This window comes from Candidatus Persebacteraceae bacterium Df01 (assembly GCA_030386295.1).
GTDB lineage: Bacteria > Pseudomonadota > Gammaproteobacteria > Tethybacterales > Persebacteraceae > Doriopsillibacter > Doriopsillibacter californiensis.
This window is the reverse complement of the sequence record JANQAO010000003.1, coordinates 323,332-342,467: the sequence shown is the minus strand read 5'-3', so window position 1 is coordinate 342,467 and position 19,136 is coordinate 323,332. Positions and strand designations below refer to the sequence as shown.

Here is a 19,136-nt window from a genome sequence, read left to right as displayed (position 1 = left end):
AATATTCAACAACGAATAAACGATGAGGAAAAGGGGATTTTATGAAATTTTCTATCTATCGCTACAACCCCGAAAAAGACGCTAAGCCGTATATGCAGGATTTTGACGTGCAACTGCCAGAAAATGCCAAAATGCTTTTAGATGCGTTGGTGCACATTAAGTCGCACATAGACGATTCGCTTACGTTACGGCGTTCTTGCCGCGAGGGTGTGTGCGGTTCAGACGGCATGAATATTAACGGTAAAAATGGACTAGCTTGTGTCACGCAGTTGGCTGACCTCAAAGAACCGATAGAAGTACGACCTTTACCTGGGTTGCCAATTATTCGCGATCTCATTGTAGACATGAGTCAATTTTACAAACAATATCGCTCTATCAAGCCGTGGTTGATTAATGACGAGCCGGAGCCGGAAAAAGAAATTTTACAATCGCCAGCAGAACGTGCCGAATTAGATGGCTTATATGAGTGTATTTTGTGTGCGTGTTGCTCTACTTCGTGTCCGTCATTTTGGTGGAATCCAGACAAATTCGTTGGCCCAGCAGGATTATTGCAGGCGTATCGCTTTATTGCGGACAGCCGCGACACAGCGACTAACGAGCGGCTGGATAATTTAGAGGATCCATATCGCTTGTTTCGCTGTCACTCAATTATGAACTGTGTAGACGTATGCCCTAAAGGACTTAATCCAACCCGTGCCATCGGAAAAATCAAAGATATTATGGTGAGGCGTGCGGTTTGAATGTGTCAAAAAAACGTCTGCAATGGCAATTGCGTCGTGGGCTGTTAGAATTAGAACTATTATTAAATAATTTTTGGCAGCAGCGAGCTGATGAATTATCCGATTCTGAATTGCTTGCTTTTTCTCAGTTACTAGCGTTGGAAGACGATAGGTTATGGCATTTATTGCACACTAATATTAATCAAAATACTATTGATAATGTGGCAATAACCGAAAAAGATACTATCATTCAACAGTTAAAAAACACGTATCATCAAAAAGGAGAACCCGCATGATTGCCTCCCTCAAAAAATTGTACGACAATCGTACTTCTGACAAATTCGCTACACTCACGCTTCCTAATGGTGAGACGATACAATTTCCCATGTATTCAGGGAGTCTCGGGCCTGATGTGATTGATATTTCGCCATTAAAAAAAGCGGATTTGTTCACCTATGATCCCGGTTTTGTCGCCACTGCTAGTTGCTCTTCCGCTGTCACTTATATTGATGGCAACAAGGGAGAATTATTGTATCGTGGCTATCCTATTGAACAACTTGCTGAAAAAACCACATTTTTGCAAACTTGCTATCTGCTTTATAACGGTGAAATGCCTACGGAAGCGGAATTTCAGACCTATCGCGCTGAAATAACGCGCCATACAATGGTTACGCAACGAATGGCCGATTTTATGAAAGGGTTTGACTCGGCTGCACATCCTATGGCGGTAATGATTGCGGTAGTGGGAGCTTTAGCTGCTTTTAATCATGAATGGACAAATGTTAAAAGTTCTCGCAGCCGCCAGAAGTCAGCTGCCTTACTGGTGGCAAAAATGCCAACTATTGCCGCTATGTCCTACAAATATAGCATTGGCCATCCGTTTATGTATCCGCAGAACAGCTACGGCTTTGCAGAAAATTTTCTTTATATGATGTTTGCCACGCCGTGCGAGCCTTACCGTCCTGATCCGATATTAGTCAAAGCACTCAATCGCATTTTTATTTTGCACGCTGACCATGAGCAAAATGCTTCTACTTCCACGGTGCGATTGTCCGGTTCTACTAATGCTAATCCTTTCGCCTGCGTGTCGGCAGGTATTGCGTCATTGTGGGGACCGGCACACGGTGGCGCTAATGAGGCAGTGCTCAAAATGCTTAATGAAATTGGTTCTCCTGATAATATCACTGCGTTTATTGAAGAAATTAAATCAGGTAAATCGGGGCGGCGGCTGATGGGTTTTGGCCACCGCGTATATAAAAACTTTGATCCACGTGCTCACGTTATGCGCAATACCTGCCATCAAGTGTTGGAACATTTGAAATTGGAAGATGATGAATTATTTCGGATTGCTTTGGAGTTGGAAAAAATTGCCTTAGAAGATGAATATTTTGTAGAGCGTAAGTTATATCCTAATGTAGATTTTTATTCCGGGATTGTGTTGCGAGCGTTAAACATTCCCACGACAATGTTCACTGCTATTTTTGCCATTGCGCGTACCATCGGCTGGGTATCGCACTGGAACGAGCAGCACACGGATCCAGAATTTCGTATTGGACGCCCACGACAATTGTATTTAGGAAGCAAAAAGCGTGATTTGAAATAGAAGCGTCCCTCTTAACTAATGGTTACCAAGTTAGTTAAAAATAGCTTTTATTGGACTACAAAAATGACGGATGTTTTAGATATTTAGTATTGTCGTCCGTGCGATAAAAATAGCTGCAATCGCGGATTATCAGGCGTTACTAAAATTTCTGGGGTGCCTTCTGCGCATACCACACCTTTGTCTAAAAATACCACTCGATTGGATAATTCACGGGCAAAATTAATTTCGTGCGTAACTACAATCATTGTCACTTGCTCTTCGGCTAGCTTACGCATGACAGTAAGCACTTCGCCAATAAGCTCTGGGTCCAGTGCCGATGTTGGTTCGTCAAACAAAATTATCCGTGGAGACATTGCCAGCGCCCGGGCAATACCTACTCGTTGCTGTTGTCCGCCTGATAGATGGGTAGGGAAATAATCAGCGCGTGCGGCCAGTCCAACTTTGTCCAGCATCGCCAGCGCTAATTCCCGCGCTTGCCGTTTCGTCATTCCCAGCATTTGTTGAGGTGCTTCTGCCACGTTGGCAAGTGCCGTCATGTGCGACCACAAATTAAAATGTTGAAATACCATTGGCACTTGTGTGCGTAGCCGCCGTAATTGTTCAGAGGTTGCAGTTGCGGGAATAATGTTTTCGCCGCATACTTGTAGAGTACCCGCATCCGGTGTTTCTAATAAATTAATGCAGCGTAAAAGGGTGCTTTTGCCGGATCCAGATGAGCCTAGTAAGCTTACTACTTCTCCTTCGTTGGCTTGAAAATCTACACCATTTAGTACAAGGGTGTCGCCAAAACGCTTAACCAGCCCGCAAATATCAACTGCGGCTGTCATGGCTTAGGTGGAGCAGAGGCGTGACAGGACCGCCTTGCGAATAGCCATGCCGTTGGTTACTTGTCGCAAAATCATGGATTGTGGGCCGTCTGCTACTGAGTCGGAAATTTCTACGCCGCGATTAATCGGTCCAGGGTGCAATATCATCACATCTTTTTTAAGCATCGCTAAGCGCGCTGCGGTCAATCCATAATTTCTAAAATAATCTGACTCTTGTGGCATTGCTCGCAATCGCTCGCGCTGTACCCGCAATAAGATGACTATATCCACACTGTTTATTGCTTCTTCTAAATCGGAAAAGACAGACGCCCCTAAATCGTTTTGCAAGATTTGCGGACACAGTTCTGGAGGACCGACTAAACGAATATCTGTTGCTCCCATAATGCGCAACATGTGTAGATTGGAACGCGCTACCCGCGAGTGCAACACATCACCAACAATGGCCACCGACAAGCCAGAAAAATCATCGCCCACCCGCTCGCGTATTGTGTACGCATCGGTTAGACCTTGAGTGGGATGTGATTCGCAATTGTTACCGCCGTTAATAACGGCAATGCCGGGTGCGGCTGCTGCCACGGCTGCCTGTGGCGCACCGGCATCCGGATGACGTAGAGCAATGCCCACTGCTCCCATGGCGGCGACGGTGCGTACGGTATCTTCTAGCGATTCTTGTTTAATATCTCCCGCCATTGTTGCCTGATTAAGATTCACCACATCGGCGCCCAATTGTTTTGCCGCTGCCTCAAAAGCTGTGCGAGTGCGAGTGCTAGTTTCAAAAAAGATATTGATAAATAATTTTTCGGCTAGTGGGCGGCTACTATTACCGCGCGCCCAAATATCGGCATCAGAAAAAATATCACACAGTAAGCTTTTGGATAGCCCATCTAAGGTAATTAAGTGGCGCAATCGCCCGTCGGAGGTTAACTGCATAGGTCGGCGAAAGGGAAGTGCCGCATGTGATGATGGTGCGTTGCCAGCAACGTAATGACGCGTTTAGCGTGAATAAAGTTTGCCGGGTGGTGTCATATTTTTTTCCACTCGTTCTGAGGTAATGGACGTGTTTTCATAAATTGTTTCGCCCACATAGAGTGCTAAAAAAAAGATAATTAGTACCGAGGTGAAAAAAACGAAGGCGCTAATTTTTGCGGCTTCAAGGTAAGGGTGGGTTTTGCCTGCCATAAATTGGAACTCCTATTAAAATGAATTGTACCACGCGTCGCCACCGTATAATTCGTTCCAGTCATGCATTTCTCTCCCGCTCTTGTTGTCGGCTTGGGCAATCCCGGCGCACAATATGCCGCTACCCGCCACAATGCTGGTTTTTGGTTTATGCATATGCTAGCGGATGGAGCCCCATTTAGCGTCAAAAGTTCCCTGCACGGCGACCTTGCTGTTACCGCTGGTTGTCGCTTGCTGCGTCCTGCGACATTTATGAATCACAGCGGTTGCGCTACTGCAGCAGTTGCAAATTATTTTAAAATCCCACCGGCAGCAATACTTGTCGTTCACGATGAAGTGGCACTGCCAGCTGGTACAGCGCGGTTAAAATTCGGTGGAGGACACGCTGGCCACAATGGACTAGCCGATATTAGTAAGGCACTGGACAGCCGTGATTATTGGCGGCTTCGATTAGGTGTCGGCGCTCCACCTGTGGGTGACACACTGGCAGATTATGTATTGCGCTGCCCCCCAGCAGTAGAGCGGGAAGCTGTTGATGCCGCTATTGACCGTGTTTTATCGATATGGCCCTCGATAGCGGTGGGAGATTATGAAAACGCCATGTTATGGCTACACACTCAGGAGAAATAAATGGGACTTAAATGCGGTATTGTCGGCTTGCCTAATGTAGGAAAATCCACATTATTTAATGCACTCACTGCTGGCGAAGCGGCGGCGGCGAATTATCCGTTTTGCACTATTGAACCTAATGTCGGTATTGCTGAGCTTGCCGATGAGCGGTTGCAGCAGTTGGCGGTAACGGCAAAAGCACAAAAAACTATTCCTGCTGTGGTGGAATTTGTTGACATTGCGGGGCTGGTAGAAGGAGCTGCTCAAAATGCCGGTTTAGGTAATCGTTTTCTTGCTCATATTCGAGAAGCTGATGGCATTGCTCATGTAGTGCGCTGTTTTGAATCGGATGATATTACACATGTATCCGGTGATGTGAAACCGACCGACGATATTTCTGCGATTAATACCGAACTGGCGCTGGCAGATTTGGACACGGTTGAAAAAATCCGCCAAAAAGCCGTTAAAAACGCTCGCCTTGGTGACAAAGACGCCGCCGCCATGAGTGTCCTGTGTGATAGATTTGTTAAACATTTAGATAGTGGTAGCATGGCGCGGACTTTAACATTGAATGAAACGGAAGCTTTGCTGGCACAATCGTTATTTTTACTTACTGCCAAGCCGATTATTTATGTGGCAAATGTCAATGAAGATGGTTTTGAAAATAATCCACGTTTGCAAGCAGTTGAAGAACTGGCGCAAGCTGAAGGCGCGTCGGTGATACCCATTTGCGCACAGTTGGAAGCCGATACTGCCGGTTTGTCTGAAGATGAAAAAACTGAACTGCTGCAAGATTATGGTTTGCAAAAAACGGCATTGGCGCGTCTGGCACAGACGGCATTTGATATGCTAGGGTTGGCAACTTATTTTACTGCTGGCGTTAAGGAGGCACGAGCGTGGACGATTCGCCGTGGCATGACAGCACCGGAAGCAGCCGGTGTTATTCACACCGATTTTATGCGTGGTTTTATTCGCGCTGAAGTTTGCGGTTGGGAGGATTTTGTGAATTTGAATGGTGAAGTCGGTGCTCGTGCAGCAGGAAAAATGCGATTAGAAGGGAAAGAGTACGTTGTGCAAGACGGTGACGTTATGAATTTTCGATTTAACGTTTAGTGCGTAGCTGTTAACCGTCAAAATTAACGAGAGTCGGGATTGATGCGGATACTTAGGGATGGCAAGGATTTTAGCGCTTTTAAATAATGAATATTAAATCCCAGCAACAATGACTTACATGTCTTGCAATTACTTTGCACTGTCGTTATGGTGAAAAAACAAACTTTTTATATAACGAGGAAATTTTTAATATTATTGGGTTTGTCAAAAGCAGCTTTCAAATCATTGGCGGCGGGTTCGCTAAGAATTTTGGCAATTGACGACTTAATTAAAATTTGAGGTAAATATTTTAATCAATTTTTTACTAGCTGCCTTGAATTTATTTTTGGAATTATTTTCAATACACTTTGCACTTCTGCTATCATCGTTAGTGGGTTACTGTGAAAGTCGGATTACCACGCGTCAAAATGGTCACAAATATAACTTTTCTTTTCCAAGCGTATTTTTATTTGTAGTCAAAGTCCATACATAAGGTGTTTCTATTGTCTGTAAGTAAGACTCAAGGATTGTATGTGAGTACTTTATTTAGTAATTAGGTAAGTCCCAATTGTTGTTTTCGTTCTGCTGCCCAGCCAGTGATGAGTCGGTCGGCTATCAGCCCCATACACGACACGCACAAACCGATAACTAATGCCTTACCAATGTCGCTAAACGCCATGGCGCGAAACATTTCTTGTCCCAAGTCGTTGGTGCCGATGAAAGCCGCAATAATGGCCATAAAGAGGCTGAACATAATCGTTTGATTAACACCCAGCATGATTTCTGGAAACGCCAGCGGTAGGCGCACTTTCCATAGCATTTGGGTTGGTGTGCAACCAGACATCTGTGCTGCTTCAATTGTTTGTGGAGGCACCTTGCTCAACCCAAATACGGTGTAGCGTACCGCGGGAATAATCGCATAGATGACAATGGCAGTAATAACAGCGACATCACCGACACGAAAGAGCATGATAACCGGAATTAAGTAAATGAACGATGGAAAAGTTTGAAAAGTGTCGCACAAAAAATTGGCAATTTTTGCTCGCCGTGCTGAAGATGCTGCCCACACGCCCAGCGGCACGCCAAAAAATACGCACACGATAACGGCGAATGTTACTGTGTAGGCGGTGATAAGAGCGCGTGGCCAAAATCCAGAAAAAGCGATAAACAGCAGTAGCAGACAAGGAATGATTGCTTTTCGCGGGCCGATAAGTTTCCAACTGACTCCTGCTACGAGTGCTAGTACCGCTAACCATGGCAGCCATTGAAATGCCGAGCGGAGTGGAATTAACACATACACCAAAAATCCATCTCGATAAAACGATAGTGCTTCAAAAAAATTCTGCGTGACATAATCTACTAGGCCGTCCCAAAATGGGGCAGTGGTGATAGTGAGTGATTTGGGAAACGCTTGAGCATACGGAGTGAGTGCTGCTAAGGCAAAAGTGACGGCAATAACTATTCCCGCTGCTGTGAGTGCCGGATGCTTTTTCCAAAACGGGCCAGCAGGTAAATATGTCGGCTGTTTGTGTGCCAGTGCCATGCTCATCCGATCCAGTGTTATTGCCATAAAAACAATGGCGATACCGTTTTCTAGTGCTTGACCGATGCGTAATGACTGCAGGCGAAACAGTAAATCTTGTCCCAACCCTTTGGTGCCGACAAAAGAGGCAATGACTACCATTGCCAAACATTGCATGATAACTTGATTAACGCCGACCATCAACGAATCGCGTGCAGCTGGCAGCTCTACTTTCCACAACATTTGCCGAGGTGTGCAACCGGCCATGAGTCCGGCTTCTCGCACTTCCGCTGGTACGCTTCGCATTCCTAGTAGCGTGAGCCTTGTCATGGGAGGAATAGCAAAAAGAATGGTAGCGATAACGCCTGCTTTGTGAGAAATGCCGATAAAAACGGCGATTGGAATTAGGTAAGAAAAATGAGGTAATGTTTGCATGACATTGAGTATTGGTAACAACGTCAGTTCAAATCGCCGTCGTCGCGCCGCGATAATACCCAGTGCAAGTCCGATGATGCCTGCTAGAGTTGCTGCTACGAGCACGGCGGATAAAGTAGTCATGGAAAGTTTCCATTTACCAAACAGCGCAAAATAAAAAATACAAAAGCCGCCCAGTAGTGCAATTTTCCAGCCCTTGAGCCACCAACCCAGTACCGCCGCTAAGCCTACTACCGTAAGCCACGGCAGTGGCGGCACTTCGCCAAAACCTTTGACAAATAAATAGTTGGTTGCATTTAGCGGCCATTCAATGGTTTTTGCCGTAGCACGTGTCATGTCTTTAAAAGTGAGTCCGGCGACGAGTTTTTCCTTTCGCAAAAAATCTGTTACCGCATTAATCCAATCAATGAGGGGCGGAACAAGATTTTCTGGCCACACAATTGCCCATTCCGGAAGCCACGGCTTTAACGCTAGTAGGGCGGCAAAAGGTAACAATATCAACAGTGGGCGCACTGCTTGAAATGCTGGCGGCAGCACGTTCAATCCGATGAAGTTGCTGCTGGTTCAAACAGTGCTGTCAGCACTTTTTCTCGGTATATTACGCCGACAGTGTTGTTGTCGCTATCCGTTACCCGTGTTGGCTTATTCGCGGTTATTATTGTTTTGGCTGCTGCTGCCAAAGTATCGGTAGCGGCAACGGAAGTGTCCGCAGTGTCTATTCCGTTTGCTGATTCCATCAGACTGCCGACAGTAATAATTTGTTCGCGCGCAATATCTTTAATAAACTCACGCACATAATCGGTGCGTGGACGTAGCGTTAGCTCTTCTGGCGTTCCGATTTGAACCACGCTACCTTCATACATGATGGCAATGCGGTCGGCTAGGCGAATTGCCTCGTCAAAATCGTGAGTGATAAAAACAATGGATTTGTGCAGCATTGATTGCAGACGTAAAAATTCATTTTGCATTTCGCGACGAATCAACGGGTCCAGTGCTGAAAAGGGTTCATCTAAAAACCACAAATCAGGTTTGACTGCTAGTGAACGAGCAATGCCTACGCGCTGCTGTTGTCCACCAGATAATTCGCGTGGATAATAATTTTCGCGTCCGTGTAGACCAACGAGTTCTAACATCGCCATGGCTGCCGCAGTCCGCTGCCGGTATTCAACGCCTTGTACTTCTAGTGGAAAGGCGATATTTTGCAAGACAGTGCGGTGTGGAAAAAGAGCAAAATTTTGAAAAACCATGCCCATCCGGTGGCGCCGTAATTTAGTTAGCTCTGCTGCTGTAGCTTGTAATAAATTGCTATTTTCAAAAAAAATGTCACCGCCAGTTGGTTCAATCAATCGCGACAAGCAGCGTACCAAAGTGGACTTGCCCGACCCCGATAGCCCCATAATAACAAGGATCTCTCCTGCTTGTACGTCTAGTGATACATCACGTACGGCGGCAATATAACCGGCTTGCTTAATGGCGTCGGCAGAGGGAGTCGTATTGTGTTGAAGCATAAAGGCTGCTGGATCATCGCCATAAAGCTTCCATACATGGCGACATGACATAATAGGTGTTTGTGTATCAGTCATTTTTTGATTGAAAAAAGGCGGCATAAAGCCGCCTTTTTTTTAGACAAATTTAATAGTGAAGTGGCTTACAGCCAAGACTTCCACTTACCGGCGTTTTCTTGCAACCACATCTCGGCAGCAGCTTCCGGCTCCATTTCATCAATATCCACCAATTTGGCCATCACTGCTACGTCCAAATTGTTGAAGTTGATTTTTTGTACCACTTTATAGGCTTCGGGGTACTTGTCGGCAAAGCCTTGCCATACTCCGATTTTGAGGTAGCCACCTTTGGGGTTGCCACAGTCGTAAACCTCATTCGGGTTAATGCCCCAAGATGGGTCGGTGGTGCATCCTTCGCCATGTTCTGGAAACTCAATAAATTTACCTTTATAGAGCGCTTCCACGAAGTTAGGTGTCCAGTTGAAAAGCACAATCGGACGTTTGGCATCGGAAGCAGACTTGAGTTCTGCCCACAACGCAGCGGCTTGTCCGGCATTAACGACTTCAAAATTGATACCGAGACCTTTTACTCGCTTGTCATCGTTTTTAAGCCAATCAGCAGGACCTGCCAAAAAACGTCCTTTGGGTGCAGTTTCTGGTGTGGAAAATATTTCTGCACAGGCGTTGAGTGCTTCCCAGTCGGGTAGACCCGGGCATTGCTCTTCTACGTAATCTGGATACCACCACTCTTCACGAGTTTTAGCATCGTGAGTAGCAACATCAACTACGCAACCTTCGGCGACAACTTTTTCAAAGTTTTCGCCAAATGCACCTTCCCATACTTCGTGCACTAAGTCTATGTCGCCTTCGCACATGGATTGATACACTGCTTGGCTATCGGCAGGTACAAATTCCACTTCGCGACCGTTCTCGTTGAGAATTTTGCCGACGATGTAGGCGCCAACAATCTGGCTTGACCAATTGTGAATAGGTATTTTGATGGGGTCATCGGAATCGGCATGTGCGACAGTTGATAAGGCACACGACAGCACCGCAATAGTGAGTAGTTTTTTCATTTTTTTTGTCCTATGGTAGATAAATATAATAGATAATAAAAAAGAAGTTTCAAGTCTAGCAGAAAAAAAACATAAACATGCAAACAAATTTCGGCAGAGTAGGGTAGATAAAGTGAAATTCCGGTGACGCTATTTTTTTATTTGTACCGTTCTTTTTGTCTTTCTGCTAATGGAAATATATATTGCCGAGTTAAAGATTTGTTTGCATATGAAAATTATGTTATAACTTCCGAAATTAGTTTATGGGAAACTATCATGAATTCAGAGAGAGGAAGTATCATGAAAAAAAATATTCGCCAGACAAGCGAAACCGATAAGGAGGCGATATCAAGGCGAGGCTTTTTAAAGGCAGCATTGCTTTCCGGTGGGGCTGCGTCTGTAGTCTCCGGAGAGGCAGTAGCGGCGGGACGATTGTCTACATTGCCAGAGGCCAAAAAGCATCAAGGATATCGCGAGACTGAACATATCCGCCGTTACTATGACAGTGCGCGGCGCGTTTAATTTTATTTATAGTCCAATACAAACTGCACTTAAATGGAGCATATCAAATGGCTAAACTAACAAAAACGGACGCTAATCCTAAAACAACCACATCTGCAATCCACGCACTGGTCGGAGATGCAATTACCCGCCGTGAATTTTTGCATCGCTCCGGTTTAACGGCGCTCGGTGGTGCGGCATTAGCGGTGACTCCCAAAATGTTGGAAGCACGTGCTGACGCCCGAATTGAAAATCTTGGCGCGCCGGTCGAAATTCGTCGTTCAGTTTGCACGCACTGTTCTGTCGGGTGTGGAGTTATCGCCGAAGTGCAAAATGGTATCTGGACCGGACAGGAACCGGACTATGATTCTCCTTTTAATTTAGGTGGACACTGCGCTAAAGGTGCATCGGTGCGCGAACATGGTCACGGTGAACGGCGGCTTAAATACCCGATGAAGTTGGAAGGCGGTAAATGGAAACGGTTGTCGTGGGATGAAGCGATAAATGAAATCGGCGACAAAATGTTGCAGATACGCGAAGAATCTGGTCCGGATTCAGTATTTTGGCTGGGCTCGGCAAAATTTAGCAATGAGCAAGCTTATCTGTTTCGTAAATTTGCCGCGTTTTGGGGAACTAATAATGTAGACCATCAGGCGCGGATTTGTCATTCCACTACAGTTGCTGGCGTTGCCAACACATGGGGCTATGGTGCTATGACTAATTCGTACAATGATATGCATAACGCCAAGGCAATATTTTTTATTGGTTCTAATGCTGCCGAGGCTCATCCTGTCGCTATGCAACACATTTTGCGAGGTAAAGAAAACGGCGCCAAAATAATCGTTTGTGATCCGCGCTATACTCGAACGGCAGCGCATTCTGATTTATATGTGCGGTTACGCCCGGGCACTGATGTGCCTTTGATATGGGGCATGCTGTGGCATATTTTTGAAAATAAATGGGAAGACTCTAGTTACATTCAGCAGCGTGTGTATGGCATGGATGACATTCGCAATGAAGTTGCTAAGTGGACGCCGGATGAGGTGGAAAATGTTACCGGTGCCTCTGAAGCCGCCGTACGAGAGGCAGCTAAGATTTTGGCAGAAAATCGTCCCGGTACTATTGTCTGGTGCATGGGTGGTACCCAACACACTGTCGGTAACAATAACACTCGTGCTTACTGTGTGTTGCAGCTTGCACTGGGCAATATTGGTGTTTCTGGTGGTGGTGCTAATATTTTTCGCGGTCACGACAATGTGCAAGGTGCCACCGACTTGGGTATATTGTCACATACATTACCCGGCTACTATGGTTTGTCGGTGGGGGCATGGAAGCATTGGGCTCGCGTGTGGGATGTAGATTATGAGTGGTTGCAAAAGCGTTTTGATTCCACTCCGTACGAAGGTGATAAATCACCAATGAATACTAAGGGTATTCCGGTATCGCGGTGGGTTGATGGAATTTTGGAAGATAAGGAAAATATTGCTCAAAAAGATAATTTCCGCGCTGTGGTACTGTGGGGACACGCTGTTAACAGCCAAACTCGCGGCTTAGATATGAAAGAAGCGATGGAAAAATTGGATACGTTGGTCATCGTTGATCCTTATCCGACTCATGCGGCGGTGATGAATGATCGCACTGACAATACTTATTTGCTACCGGCGTGTACGCAGTTTGAAACTTACGGTTCAGTAACAGCGTCCAACCGCTCCATACAATGGCGTGACAAGGTAATAGAGCCGTTATTTGAGTCAAAACCTGACCAAATCATCATGCAAAAATTTGCTAAAAAATTAGGCTTTGATAAAGAGCTTTTTGTCAATATTAAAGTTAATGATGAAGAGCCGTTAATTGAAGACATTACGCGTGAATTTAATCGCGGCATGTGGACGATAGGTTATACCGGTCAAAGTCCAGAGCGCTTGCGTGAACACGCCGAGAATCGCGGTACATTTAACAAAACCACTTTGCGTGCGGAAGGCGGTCCATTGGATGGTGAATACTATGGTATGCCTTGGCCCTGCTGGGGAACGCCAGAAAATAAACATCCGGGAACGCCTATTCTTTACGATACTAGTAAAAAGGTGGCGGAAGGCGGTTTGGCATTTCGTGCACGTTTTGGTGTTGAACGTGAAGGCGTTAACTTACTGGCTGAAGATTCTTATCCGCTCGGATCAGAAATCCGCGACGGTCATCCCGAATTTACCGCTGACATGCTCAAGCAACTGGGGTGGTGGGACGAGCTAACACCTGACGAAAAAGTTGCTGCTGAGGGAAAAAATTGGAAGACAGATTTATCTGGCGGTATTCAGCGGGTTTCAATTAATCATGGTGCGCCACCGTTTGGTAATGCTAAGGCACGAGCTGTGGTGTGGACGTTTCCTGATCCGGTACCGATTCACCGTGAGCCGTTATATTCGCCGCGTCGTGATTTGGTGCAAAAATATCCCACTTACGAAGATCGGCGTTCGTTTTATCGGTTGCCGACGCGCTACCAGTCTGTACAAAGCACCGACCATGCTGCTCGTTATCCATTGGTACACACCAGTGGGCGATTGGTGGAATATGAAGGAGGTGGTGAAGAATCTCGCTCCAACCGCTGGCTGGCAGAGCTACAACAGCAAATGTTTGTGGAAATTAATCCTGCAAATGCCAATGACTTGGGAATCAAAAACGGACAAATGGTGTGGATGGAAGGTCCAGAAGGTGCCCGTATTAAGGTGGCGGCTTTTATCACACCACGGGTGGAACGCAATGTAGTGTTCACGCCGTTCCATTTTGGCGGCTGGTTTCAGGGTAAAGATTTGTTGGATAAATATCCCGAAGGCGCTGCCCCCTATGTGCGTGGCGAAGCATGCAACACAATTTTTACTTATGGTTACGATTCGGTCACACAGATGCAAGAAACCAAAGCATCTTTGTGCCGTATTGATGCGGCGTAATCGTCAAAGGAGAACATCATGGCAAGAATGAAATTTTTATGTGATTCTGAGCGGTGCATAGAATGCAACGGTTGCGTAACAGCTTGTAAAAACGAGCACGACGTGCCGTGGGGAGTCAATCGTCGCCGAGTGGTAACGATTGCTGATGGCGAGGAAGAAAAGGAAAAATCCGTTTCGGTCGCCTGTATGCATTGCACAGACGCTCCTTGCGCGGCGGTGTGTCCGGTAGATTGTTTTTATACAACTGCCGATGGCGTTGTGCTGCACGACAAAGACCAATGTATCGGTTGTGGATATTGCTTGTACGCCTGTCCTTTTGGCGCACCACAATATCCGCAGGAAGAGGCTTTTGGTGTGCGCGGCAAAATGGACAAATGCACTTTTTGTGCAGGCGGGCCTGAAGATGATCATTCAGCAGCTGAAGTGGAAAAATACGGACGTAATCGTCTAGCAGAGGGTAAATTACCATTGTGCGCTGAAATGTGTGCAACCAAGGCTTTACTTGCTGGTGATGGTGACGAAGTAGCTGATATTTTTCGCCAACGTAGTTTAAAGCGCAGCGGTCGCCCACAAACTTGGGGTTGGGATAAAGCTTATGGCGACAATCAAAGCTAATGAGACTGGTCATGGTCGCTTGGCGTAATATTTTTATGTTGTCGTTTGCCTTGTTGCTTTCAGGGTGTTACGAGTCTTCTGATGTAAAAATTCACGAGCCCGGTCAATACAAAGGAAAAACTGACTCTACTGCTGTTATGCAACCCAATGATGATCAACTGGCAGCATTACGAGAGCGGTTTAAAACAGTGCAAACCGACCGATAAGGAAAATTCGTTATGTCATCAATAAAACGCCGGCAGCGCATTGCCGTTTATTCATTAGTTTTTATCTTTTCGCTATCGTTGTTGGTGCCATTTTCTGGTTTATTGCTAACTGATGGTGCGGCAACGGCGGCAGAATTTACAGATAATAATCCTCGCGCTGATTATTGGCGTGAAGTGCGACAAAGCAACGAGGGCTACACCACTGCGCAAGGGCGCGAAGCGGGAGTATTAATCAATGACGGAGGTCAAGATTGGCGGCGTATTCGTAATGGTTGGGTGGCAAATTTTATGCCATGGCTATTATTAGTTGTTTTTTCTATGTTGGTGCTGTTTCATTTCTTGAAGGGAAAAAAAAAGGTTACTAAGCCGCTTTCTGGACGCAAAGTATTGCGCTGGAAAGCTTATGAGCGAGCGTTGCATTTTTCGGTAGCATTTTTGTTTATTGTATTGGCGATTACTGGTCTTAGCTTACTGTTTGGTCGAGCGTTACTAATTCCTATTGTGGGTAAAGATGCCTTTGCTGCCTATGCCTCGTTAGCCAAAGATGTGCACAATTATCTAGGGCCACTGTTTTCGGTATTGTTAGCTGTATTGATTGTATTGTGGATGCGCCACAATATATTTAAGCCGGAAGATTGGGAATGGCTCAAAAAATGGGGTGGTTTATTTGGCGACGGCGCACACCCTCATGCCGGTCGTATGAATGGTGGCGAAAAAATTTGGTTTTGGCTTATCAGCACTGTTGGCGTTGCCGCGTGTGCGAGTGGTTTGATAATGGATTTTACGAATTTTCAACAAGGGCGAGAGACTATGCAAATCGCCAATATTATTCATGCAGTTTTGTCTATCGGTTGGATAGCCGTTGCTCTAGGACATATTTATATTGGCACATTAGGTACTGAAGGCGCGTTAGAAGGTATGACAACTGGCTACGTGAGTGAAGAATGGGCTGAGCAACATCATGACTTGTGGTTGGAAGAAATGAAACAAGGAGGCAATGAGTCGTCTTCATCTTCGGTTGCTGAAGAACCGGTTGCTGAAAAAAATTAATGTGTTGTTAAACGACAATTTTTATTGTCAACCACTAAATTTTTCTGGAGCATCTACAAAATGGTTTTATGATAGTGAGTTTGACCTTGACGACAAAAAAATGATGCCGTCTCTTGGTGAAACTATTCCTTTGTCAGTGACATTGGCGTTTTGTCCAGCAACGATGAATGGGTGGCAATATGAAAAAGCGGAATTAATCGGTTTAGCGCGCTCGCCGTCGCTAATAGTACGCCACGAAGTATTACAGCAGAGTGACGATAATCAACGAATAGCTGTTTGGCATGGAATACCACTGGTATTGCAAAAAGAATCAGCTGAAAGCTACTGGGCAAATTTAAGTAGCCCTCACCCGCAGCTATTTGTAATTTGCCGTGAGGAGGAGGGAAGTGGTACGGAGCCTATACGTGTCACTGCTTCTGGAGAAGAGGCGGCAGGACATGGTGAAGTCGATGACAGGGTTTTTGCCACTCCTTTGCCGGTTTGGCTGGGTACAATATTGGAGCAATTTGTCGTCAAATATTACCAACCTCAACCCAAAAAAGTGCGGCGACGCATATGACAAGTGAAAATAAAATCGCGTCGCCGGAGGAGCTGAAAGAAGAAAGTGTTTTTTCTCGCTGGTCGCGTCGCAAACGTGAAGCAGAACAGGTTCCGTTAACGGCTGAGAGTGCAGAAGCAACGGAGGTGAACGAAATACCGCCGCTGACCGATGATGATATGCCGTTAGTAGAGTCACTGCAATCGGATAGCAATATCAGCCCGTTTATGTCTTCTGGAGTTAGTGATGCACTTAAGCGTAAAGCTTTTCGCAAAATTTTTCTGTCCGAGCGTTTTAACGTGCGTGATGGACTAGATGATTATGATGATGATTTCACAGCTTTTCAACCGCTTGGTGATGTGATTACTGCCGAATATCGCCGTTGGAGGGCGCGTTATGACGAGATGCAAGCGAAAGAGGAGGCGTCGCCAACAAGTAGTGACGCTAACCTGGATTTTGAAGACGATACGAGCGATGATGTTGAGACGATTGATGTCGGCGAGGTAGATGAGACAACCAGTGAGACAAATGAAAGCGAGCGAACAATATGACTGCTGCCTATCGCGCCGCGATGGATGCTTTAGCGTTGGTTCGTCCGGCTCCCACCGATTTAGTGGAATTCGTATCGCGCGGGCGTATTGGTATTGTCGCGCCGGCAGAGGCGGTAGAGGAAGCCGAGAACGCCGCTTCCAATCTACCACCAGAATTATCGTCAACTGTAATTATTGGTAACACTGATAGCGAAATTCGTTCGATTAACGGTCATTTAGGTGCTTTTGTTATTCAGCAGGGAGAACAAAACATAACCGTCGACTCGGTGTTGGATTTTTTCTCACCACCACTTGTGCAGATGGTTAATCCGACGCTGACCACGCTGCCTTTGGGGTATTTTTCCATGGCACAATCGGGTCAAGAGGCGCTACAGCAGGTGCTTGATATGCGCGGAACTTTTCATAAGCCGCGATATTTTCAATATCAGAAGTCATTGTGTGCGCACGGAGCAAATGGTAAAACGGGGTGCACTCGCTGTCTTGACGCTTGTCCTACGGGAGCAATTGTATCGGTAGGCGATAAAGTAGAAGTTAATTCTTATTTATGCCAAGGTTGTGGCGGCTGCGTGATGACTTGTCCCAGTGGTGCTATGCGCTATGCTTATCCGCCACCGCAAGACACGCTGCAGGCATTGCGAGCAGCTATTACTGCCTACGGCAAACATGATAGTGGAGCGCCGACATTGTTGTTTTATGCGGCAGACTGTGCTGCCGATATTCGTGCTGCAAAACTGGCGCCAGAGGTGTTACCTATTGCAGTGGAAGAAGTCGGTGCCATTGGGTTGGAAATATGGCTGTGCGCACTGGCTTATGGTGCAGCGCATGTTTTTCTGTATGCCGATAACACAAGGCTGGCGGCACTGGCTCAGGAGCAACAACACATTGTGAAAATAATATTGGACGCTTTGGGCTATCGTTGTGCGGTTACCGTGTTAGAAAACGTTTCTGACATAACGGCGGAAGCGCATACTGCATTAGCGGCACCTGCAAGTTTCGCTCCTGATAATGAAAAACGACGTATGTTTTTTATGGCATTTAATCATTTGTTAACCGCCGCTCCGGCAGTCGTAGATTTGCCCATTGATCTGCCGATGGGGGCAATGTTTGGTGAAATCACCGTAAATGCCAAAAAATGTACGCTGTGTATGGCCTGTGCTGGAGCATGTCCGGTGTCAGCAGTTCGCGCTGGTGGGACCACGCCACGGTTGCTATTTGTAGAAGAAAATTGCGTACAGTGTGGTCTATGTGAGGTAGCGTGTCCGGAAAATGCTATCACACTCAAGCCTCGCTTGCTTGTTGATTCTGGTTTGCGGCGGCAGGCACGCTTGCTTAACGAAGACAAGCCGTTACTGTGTCTGGAATGCAGTAAGCCTTTTGCCACTGAGCGTATTGTTGGGCGGATTGAAGAAAAATTAAAATCTCATTGGATGTTTCAAGACGAAAAATCTCAGCGTCGATTGCGTTTGTGTGAGGAGTGCCGAGTGCGCGATATGTTTGACGGTAAGGGCGGTTAATGTCGGAAGAGGGGGCTCGCGCAAATAGTTATGCTTTACTGGCTGCTGTGCTGCGGGCGCCTCCGGATTTGAGCTTATTAAACGATATAGCTACTCTTCCTAAGCCGGAGGCTAATGATGATTGCGCAAAAACATTATCAGCATTAATCGTTGCTGCTACTACTGACGAAAATTTGGCAGATGACTATCATGAATTATTTATCGGGTTAGGACGCGGTAAAGTGGTGCCATATGGCTCTTGGCACATAACTGGCAGTATGATGGAAAAACCGTTGGTACTGCTGCGAAATGATCTAGATATGTTGGGAATTACTAGGCAAAAAAATGTTGTTGAACCGGAAGATCATGCTGCGGTACTGTGTGAGCTGATGGCACTATTATGTGCCGAGTCTCGTCCTGATGCTTTTGCGCGACAAAAAAAAATATTTGACGCGCACTTATCTAAATGGATAGAAATATTTTTTGAAGATGTGAGCGCGCAGGCAGCAAGCGACTTTTATCGTGCCGCTGGCAATTTTGGCACTGCGTTAATGCACTTTGAAAAACGATATTTTTCTATGCCAATATAAAAAAAGATGAATTTATAAATAGATAAAAATATAATCTAATAAAATAATTTAACATTAATGTACCTAAAATCACTTTTAAAATTTGGTGATAATGATTTTTTTATTGC

General features: G+C 45.9%; 20 protein-coding genes. 14 read left to right on the top strand and 6 right to left on the bottom strand.

Features of this window, described 5'->3' with window-relative positions:
• Positions 1-41 precede the first annotated feature (41 nt).
• From NQX30_06400 to NQX30_06390, 3 genes are read left to right on the top strand one after another with little or no spacing between them, the layout of a single operon-like run.
• The gene (locus NQX30_06400) at positions 42-740 is read left to right on the top strand and encodes a succinate dehydrogenase iron-sulfur subunit (GenBank protein ID MDM5147997.1); all 699 of its coding nucleotides are present in this window, start codon (positions 42-44) and stop codon (positions 738-740) included.
• Positions 741-742: 2 nt separating this feature from the next.
• The gene (locus NQX30_06395) at positions 743-1,015 is read left to right on the top strand and encodes a succinate dehydrogenase assembly factor 2 (protein MDM5147996.1); all 273 of its coding nucleotides are present in this window, start codon (positions 743-745) and stop codon (positions 1,013-1,015) included.
• Positions 1,012-2,322, top strand: a complete 1,311-nt coding sequence (locus tag NQX30_06390) for a citrate synthase (GenBank protein ID MDM5147995.1) — start codon at positions 1,012-1,014, stop codon at positions 2,320-2,322. Before NQX30_06395 ends, NQX30_06390 begins: the two co-directional genes overlap by 4 nt.
• 83 nt (positions 2,323-2,405) lie before the next feature.
• On the opposite strand, the gene NQX30_06385 is transcribed toward NQX30_06390, so the two are convergent.
• The 3 genes from NQX30_06385 to NQX30_06375 all read right to left on the bottom strand — a co-directional run bounded on the left by NQX30_06385 (position 2,406) and on the right by NQX30_06375 (position 4,328).
• Entirely contained in the window at positions 2,406-3,149 is a 744-nt protein-coding gene (locus NQX30_06385) for an amino acid ABC transporter ATP-binding protein (protein MDM5147994.1), read from the bottom strand.
• Positions 3,150-3,152: 3 nt separating this feature from the next.
• Positions 3,153-4,079, bottom strand: a complete 927-nt coding sequence (locus tag NQX30_06380; GenBank protein MDM5147993.1) for an aspartate carbamoyltransferase catalytic subunit — start codon at positions 4,077-4,079, stop codon at positions 3,153-3,155.
• A gap of 63 nt (positions 4,080-4,142) precedes the next feature.
• Positions 4,143-4,328 (bottom strand): hypothetical protein, encoded by a 186-nt coding sequence (locus NQX30_06375; GenBank protein MDM5147992.1) that lies wholly within the window; start codon positions 4,326-4,328, stop codon positions 4,143-4,145.
• Positions 4,329-4,391: 63 nt separating this feature from the next.
• Between NQX30_06375 and pth the strand changes: the two genes are divergently transcribed.
• Positions 4,392-4,958 (top strand): aminoacyl-tRNA hydrolase, encoded by a 567-nt coding sequence (gene pth / locus NQX30_06370; protein MDM5147991.1) that lies wholly within the window; start codon positions 4,392-4,394, stop codon positions 4,956-4,958.
• Entirely contained in the window at positions 4,959-6,050 is a 1,092-nt protein-coding gene (gene ychF / locus NQX30_06365; protein MDM5147990.1) for a redox-regulated ATPase YchF, read from the top strand. It begins immediately after the preceding gene.
• Between the two features lie 532 nt (positions 6,051-6,582).
• On the opposite strand, the gene NQX30_06360 is transcribed toward ychF, so the two are convergent.
• From NQX30_06360 to NQX30_06350, 3 genes are read right to left on the bottom strand one after another with little or no spacing between them, the layout of a single operon-like run.
• Complete coding sequence (locus NQX30_06360; GenBank protein MDM5147989.1) at positions 6,583-8,523, bottom strand: ABC transporter permease subunit; 1,941 nt, start codon at positions 8,521-8,523, stop codon at positions 6,583-6,585.
• Between the two features lie 2 nt (positions 8,524-8,525).
• Positions 8,526-9,593 (bottom strand): glycine betaine/L-proline ABC transporter ATP-binding protein, encoded by a 1,068-nt coding sequence (locus tag NQX30_06355; protein MDM5147988.1) that lies wholly within the window; start codon positions 9,591-9,593, stop codon positions 8,526-8,528.
• 41 nt (positions 9,594-9,634) lie between these two features.
• On the bottom strand, positions 9,635-10,564 hold the full coding sequence (locus NQX30_06350; protein ID MDM5147987.1) for an ABC transporter substrate-binding protein: 930 nt from the start codon (positions 10,562-10,564) through the stop codon (positions 9,635-9,637).
• 279 nt (positions 10,565-10,843) lie between these two features.
• Between NQX30_06350 and NQX30_06345 the strand changes: the two genes are divergently transcribed.
• From NQX30_06345 to NQX30_06305, 9 genes are read left to right on the top strand one after another with little or no spacing between them, the layout of a single operon-like run.
• Positions 10,844-11,065: a twin-arginine translocation signal domain-containing protein gene (locus NQX30_06345; protein MDM5147986.1), complete on the top strand. Its 222-nt coding sequence runs from the start codon at positions 10,844-10,846 to the stop codon at positions 11,063-11,065.
• 47 nt (positions 11,066-11,112) lie between these two features.
• A complete protein-coding gene (locus tag NQX30_06340) occupies positions 11,113-13,986 on the top strand; it encodes a formate dehydrogenase subunit alpha (GenBank protein ID MDM5147985.1) in 2,874 nt (957 codons plus the stop codon).
• 18 nt (positions 13,987-14,004) lie between these two features.
• Entirely contained in the window at positions 14,005-14,601 is a 597-nt protein-coding gene (gene fdh3B, locus NQX30_06335; protein ID MDM5147984.1) for a formate dehydrogenase FDH3 subunit beta, read from the top strand.
• Positions 14,601-14,807, top strand: a complete 207-nt coding sequence (locus tag NQX30_06330) for a hypothetical protein (protein ID MDM5147983.1) — start codon at positions 14,601-14,603, stop codon at positions 14,805-14,807. The genes fdh3B and NQX30_06330 overlap by 1 nt, the downstream gene beginning before the upstream one ends.
• Before the next feature lie 12 nt (positions 14,808-14,819).
• Complete coding sequence (locus NQX30_06325; protein MDM5147982.1) at positions 14,820-15,857, top strand: formate dehydrogenase subunit gamma; 1,038 nt, start codon at positions 14,820-14,822, stop codon at positions 15,855-15,857.
• The gene (locus NQX30_06320) at positions 15,841-16,416 is read left to right on the top strand and encodes a DUF3305 domain-containing protein (protein ID MDM5147981.1); all 576 of its coding nucleotides are present in this window, start codon (positions 15,841-15,843) and stop codon (positions 16,414-16,416) included. The genes NQX30_06325 and NQX30_06320 overlap by 17 nt, the downstream gene beginning before the upstream one ends.
• Positions 16,413-16,946, top strand: a complete 534-nt coding sequence (locus tag NQX30_06315; protein MDM5147980.1) for a DUF3306 domain-containing protein — start codon at positions 16,413-16,415, stop codon at positions 16,944-16,946. The genes NQX30_06320 and NQX30_06315 overlap by 4 nt, the downstream gene beginning before the upstream one ends.
• Positions 16,943-18,460 carry a 4Fe-4S binding protein gene (locus tag NQX30_06310; GenBank protein ID MDM5147979.1) on the top strand — a complete coding sequence of 506 codons (1,518 nt, stop codon included), beginning with the start codon at positions 16,943-16,945 and terminating at the stop codon, positions 18,458-18,460. The genes NQX30_06315 and NQX30_06310 overlap by 4 nt, the downstream gene beginning before the upstream one ends.
• Positions 18,460-19,029: a molecular chaperone TorD family protein gene (locus NQX30_06305; GenBank protein ID MDM5147978.1), complete on the top strand. Its 570-nt coding sequence runs from the start codon at positions 18,460-18,462 to the stop codon at positions 19,027-19,029. The genes NQX30_06310 and NQX30_06305 overlap by 1 nt, the downstream gene beginning before the upstream one ends.
• Positions 19,030-19,136 lie beyond the last annotated feature (107 nt).